Genomic DNA, 4,198 nt, shown 5'->3' with positions numbered 1-4,198 from the left:
TGTTTTTCTTTCCCCTCTCGGCACCCCCCCCTCGCGGCATGACCCCACACCACCCCCCCCCCCCCCCCCCCCCCCCCCCCCCCCCCGAGGTCGAGCACCGCGGCGGTCACCTCCTCGAGGGAGCGCGTCGGTGCCGGGAGCTTCCGCGAGAGCGTCCGCGTGAAGAACGGCGCGTAGCGCACCTTCAGGCCCACCCGGAACACCGCCCGGCCCTCGGCCTCGGTGTCCGCGTGCGCCTGCGCGGCGAGCTCCCGCAACGCCGCCGTGACCTGGTCGGTCGTCGTGAGGTTGCGCTGGTAGGTGGTCTCCCGGCTGTGCCCGCGGGCCACCCACGGGGTGTCGTCGACGACGGCGGAGCCCTCCCCGCGCCCCAGCTCCCCGTACCAGGCGCCCATCCGCGGCCCGAGCTCACCGACCAGGACGGCGTCGTCCGCGGCGGCGAGCTGCGCGACGGTGTCGATGCCGTGCGCCGCGAGCCGCTTCGACACCCGGGGGCCCACGCCCCACAGGTCGGAGGTCGGACGCTCCCCCATCACCTCGAACCAGTTCTCCGCGGTGAGCCGGTAGACACCCGCCGGCTTGCCGAACCCCGTCGCGATCTTCGCGCGGACCTTGGTGTCGCCGATGCCGACCGAGCAGCGCAGGTCGGTCGCGTCGAGCACCGCCCGCTGCGCGTCGTGCGCGAACGCCTCCGGGGCCTCGCCGTCGTACCCGAGGAACGCCTCGTCCCAGCCGAGGACCTCGACCACCGTGCCCAGCCCGCGCAGCGCCCCCATCACCTGCGCGGAGGCCGCCTCGTACACCGGGTGGTCGACCGGCAGGATCACCGCGTCCGGGACCTTGCGGGCCGCCACGCGCAGCGGCATCCCCGACCGGACGCCGTACGCCCGCGCCTCGTACGACGCGGTGGAGACCACCGCCCGCTCCGTCGGGTCGCCGCGCCCACCGACGATCACCGGCCTGCCCGCGAGCTCCGGGCGCCGCAGCACCTCGACCGCGGCCAGGAACTGGTCGAGGTCGATGTGCAGCACCCAGCGGAAGCGGCGCGCGCCCATGCCCCGAGTCTGCGCCACGGCGCGGGGTCCGCGCCGCGCGGGGACGTCCGCGCGGGGACCGTCGTGCGGAAACCTACGCGGGGCCCGTCGGCGGGGAGACCAGCGCGCCGAGGTCCGGCGGGCTGTATCCCGACCCCTTCAGCACCTTGCCGTCCGCCCGCCGCAGCACGCAGCCGTCGGCGTCCACCTTGCTCATGTTCGAGCGGTGGACCTCGACGAACACCGCCGGAAGGTCGATCCCCAGCGCGTCGGCGGCGCCGTACGTGACGTAGAGGACGTCGGCCAGCTCCTTCGCCACGGCCCGGTGCGCGGCGGCGACGTCGCCGCCCTCGGCCAGCGCCGTCGCGAGGTCCGCGAGCGCCTCGGCCGCCTCCCCGGACTCCTCTGCCAGCAGCGCCCGGCGGTGCTCCGCCAGACCCGGTCGGGCGGTCTCGACCTCGAGGTCGAACGCCGCACGGAACTCGGCGACCCGTCGCATCGGCTCGTGGTCCATGCCGGCACCGTAGGCGGTGCCGGGCGCGTCGTCGAGCGGGTGAGGACCGGGCGAAAACCGGGGGCGCACGCATTCCCGGCCCCGTGGGCCGCTCTCTCCCAGGGCGACCACCCCCGGGTCGCACCTCCCCCTGGAAGAGAGCACCACCATGTCCGTCTCCACCCCGACCCACCGCACGACCGCCGGCACCCGCGCACCGAGCGCCCCCGCCGCCCGTCGGCTCCCGAACGCGCTGGCCGAGCAGGTGGCGCTGCGGCTCGACGTCGCCGTCACCGCCCTCGCCCGGTTCCTCACCCGGTGGTCCGTCCCGGCTCTGCGGGTCGCGCTCGGGCTCGTGTTCCTCGGCTTCGGCGTCCTGAAGTTCTTCCCCGGCGCCAGCCCCGCCGAGGAGATCGCGGGCCGCACCGTCGAGACGCTCACGCTCGGGCTCGTCCCCGCCACGACCGCCGTCGTCCTGGTCGCCGTCATGGAGACCTTCATCGGGCTCACCCTGGTCTCCGGCCGCCTGCTGCGGGTCGGGCTGGTCGTCCTCGCCGTCGCGATGGTCGGCATCCTGTCCCCCGTCGCGCTGTTCGGCGACGAGCTGTTCGGGCACGGCATGACCCTGCTGGGCCAGTACGTGCTCAAGGACGTCGTCCTGGTCGCGGGCGCCGCCGTCGTCGCGGCCGTCGCGCTCGGCGCGCGCCTTCGCCTGGAGGCCTGACGAGACAGGCGCCCTCGCACCACCCCGGAGCCTCCGGCCGTCCCCCCGGCCGGAGGCTCCGGTGCGTCCACGTGTCCGGATGGTGAGAAGTCTCCGGACGGCCCTGGCGTTCGTCCGACCGGCTGCTATACCTCCGCGCAGGTCACGAGCCCCAGCGCGAAGCCCCGGCTGGCTGGGCAGCAACCCCCATGTCACGGCGGGGTGCTCCGGGAGATGACCTGGCCGCCGGCCGGCCCGTCCCCGCGGGTCGAGACGCCGTGCGGCAAGCGTGATCGACGGACTGCGAGGGACGACCCATGACCGAGAACACCCGCCCCGCCACCCCCTCCGTGGTGGTGGTCTCCGGCAACCCGCGCGCGGGCTCGCGCACCGTGACCGCGGCGGAGGCCGCCGCCAGCCGCGTCGCCGAGCTGCTCGGCACCGCGGACGTGGCGACGATCGAGCTCGCGGCGTTCGCGGGCGAGATCCTCACGGCCGCGCACCCGGCCGCCGACGCGGCGAAGGAGCGCCTGGCGCGCGCCACGGTCGCCGTCGTCGCGACCCCCGTCTACAAGGCCTCCTACACGGGCCTCCTCAAGGCGTTCCTCGACCTCTACGGGCCCGACGGCCTGGCGGGCGTCGTCGTCGTGCCGCTCGTCGTGTCCGGCAACCCGGCGCACGCCCTCGCCGGCGAGGCACACCTCCGACCCGTGCTCGTGGAGCTGGGCGCGGTCGTGCCCACCCGCACGCTGACCCTCACCGAGGCCCAGCTGCCGGAGCTCGGCGAGGCGCTGGACCCCTGGTTCGCCCGCTGGGCGACGCCGTTGCGCCGGGCCGCCGGCGTCCCCGTCCCGTCGGCCACGACCACCACCCCCTCGACCACCCCCTCGACCGCCGAGCTGACGGGAGCCGCCCTGTGACCACGGAACACGCCCACCAGCGCACCGACCTGTCCGCCCTGTCCGAGATCGAGGAGCTCCTGGCCCAGCAGGACGAGCCCCAGCTGTCCCCGGACGAGTTCAAGACGGTGTTCCGCCAGCACCCGGCCGGCGTGGCCGTCGTCGCGCTCGAGCACGCGGGCCGCCCCGTCGGGTTCACCGCCACGTCCGTGATCTCCGTGTCCGCCGCGCCGCCCCTGCTCGCGTTCTCGCTGGCGTCCACGTCGTCGTCCTGGCCCGCCGTCTCGGCGGCCAGCACGCTCGCGATCAGCTTCCTCGCCGACCATCAGGACGACCTCTCCGCCCGCTTCGCCACCAGCGGCATCGACCGCTTCGCGGGGGGCGGCTGGACGGCGCTGCCCTCGGGCGAGCCCGTCATCGACGGAGCCGTCTCCTGGGTGCGCGCCCGCGTGCTGCAGCGCACCCCGGTCGGCGACAGCTACCTGGTCTCGCTGCGCGCGCTGCAGTCCGGGTCGGACGGGACCTCGCCCCTGGTCTACCTCGACCGCACCTACCACCGGCTCGGCGACGAGTCCGCGATCTGACGGGACAGCGACACATGACCGACCTCACCACCCCCTTCGTCGTCGGGCTCGACGTCGACGGCGCGGGCGCCCACCCTGCGGCAGCCGCCGCGACAGGCCTCACGCCGGCCGAGCTCGTCGGGGCACCTCGCCTCGCCCGCGGCGTGCGGCGTGCCGAGAACGCCGGCGTCACCTTCGCGACGTTCGCCGACGCGCTGCTGCCCGCGGTCGCCGGGTCGCCCGGCTCCGCGCGGCTCGACGCCGTCACGCGCGCGGCGTTCGTGGCCCGCACCACCACCGCGATCGGCCTGGTGCCCCAGGTCCCGGCCACCTACCCGGAACCGTTCCACGTCGCGGCCCAGCTCGCCTCCCTCGACATCGCGGCGGGGGGGGGGGAGGGGGGGAGAGAAAAAACAAAGAAAGAAAAAAGGGGGGAAGGTGACAACAAAACCAGGTCCCCCCCCCCCCCCCGGCCCCCTCAGACGCCCTCTCCCCCCCCCCTCCCG

The 4,198-nt window shown here is 75.4% G+C and carries 5 protein-coding genes, 1 pseudogene and 1 riboswitch; of the genes and pseudogenes, 4 read left to right on the top strand and 2 right to left on the bottom strand.

All coding sequences use genetic code 11. The annotated features are described in order from the left end of the window. The coding region (locus ACFCZN_RS10430) for a DNA polymerase IV (protein WP_430556727.1) at positions 1-1,055 on the bottom strand (1,055 nt) is incomplete at its 3' end. A gap of 73 nt (positions 1,056-1,128) precedes the next feature. After that, the gene (locus ACFCZN_RS10425; protein WP_430556726.1) at positions 1,129-1,548 is read right to left on the bottom strand and encodes a MazG nucleotide pyrophosphohydrolase domain-containing protein; all 420 of its coding nucleotides are present in this window, start codon (positions 1,546-1,548) and stop codon (positions 1,129-1,131) included. Positions 1,549-1,696: 148 nt separating this feature from the next. Here ACFCZN_RS10425 and ACFCZN_RS10420 point away from each other — a divergent pair, with 148 nt between their 5' ends. The 4 genes and pseudogenes from ACFCZN_RS10420 to ACFCZN_RS10405 form a co-directional block, all read left to right on the top strand. Then, positions 1,697-2,251, top strand: a complete 555-nt coding sequence (locus ACFCZN_RS10420) for a DoxX family protein (RefSeq protein ID WP_429763660.1) — start codon at positions 1,697-1,699, stop codon at positions 2,249-2,251. A 140-nt stretch (positions 2,252-2,391) separates the two neighbouring features. Then, positions 2,392-2,526, top strand: a riboswitch (SAM riboswitch). Between the two features lie 21 nt (positions 2,527-2,547). Beyond that, the gene (locus ACFCZN_RS10415) at positions 2,548-3,150 is read left to right on the top strand and encodes an NADPH-dependent FMN reductase (protein WP_430556725.1); all 603 of its coding nucleotides are present in this window, start codon (positions 2,548-2,550) and stop codon (positions 3,148-3,150) included. A gap of 29 nt (positions 3,151-3,179) precedes the next feature. Continuing rightward, positions 3,180-3,713, top strand: coding sequence for a flavin reductase family protein (locus ACFCZN_RS10410; protein WP_430556825.1), 534 nt, complete (start codon positions 3,180-3,182; stop codon positions 3,711-3,713). Between the two features lie 14 nt (positions 3,714-3,727). Next, a pseudogene (locus ACFCZN_RS10405) lies at positions 3,728-4,198 on the top strand (hypothetical protein); the annotation flags it as partial.

The sequence above is a fragment of the Isoptericola sp. NPDC056134 genome (genome assembly GCF_042264825.1).
Lineage (GTDB): Bacteria > Actinomycetota > Actinomycetes > Actinomycetales > Cellulomonadaceae > Isoptericola > Isoptericola nanjingensis.
This window is presented reverse-complemented; position numbering and strand designations above follow the sequence as displayed.

Excerpts from the sequence above, each read along its gene's own strand:
- ACFCZN_RS10425 (WP_430556726.1), bottom strand. The coding sequence starts at position 1,548 with ATGGACCACGAGCCGATGCGACGGGTCGCCGAGTTCCGTGCGGCGTTC.
- ACFCZN_RS10420 (WP_429763660.1), top strand. The coding sequence starts at position 1,697 with ATGTCCGTCTCCACCCCGACCCACCGCACGACCGCCGGCACCCGCGCA.
- ACFCZN_RS10415 (WP_430556725.1), top strand. The coding sequence starts at position 2,548 with ATGACCGAGAACACCCGCCCCGCCACCCCCTCCGTGGTGGTGGTCTCC.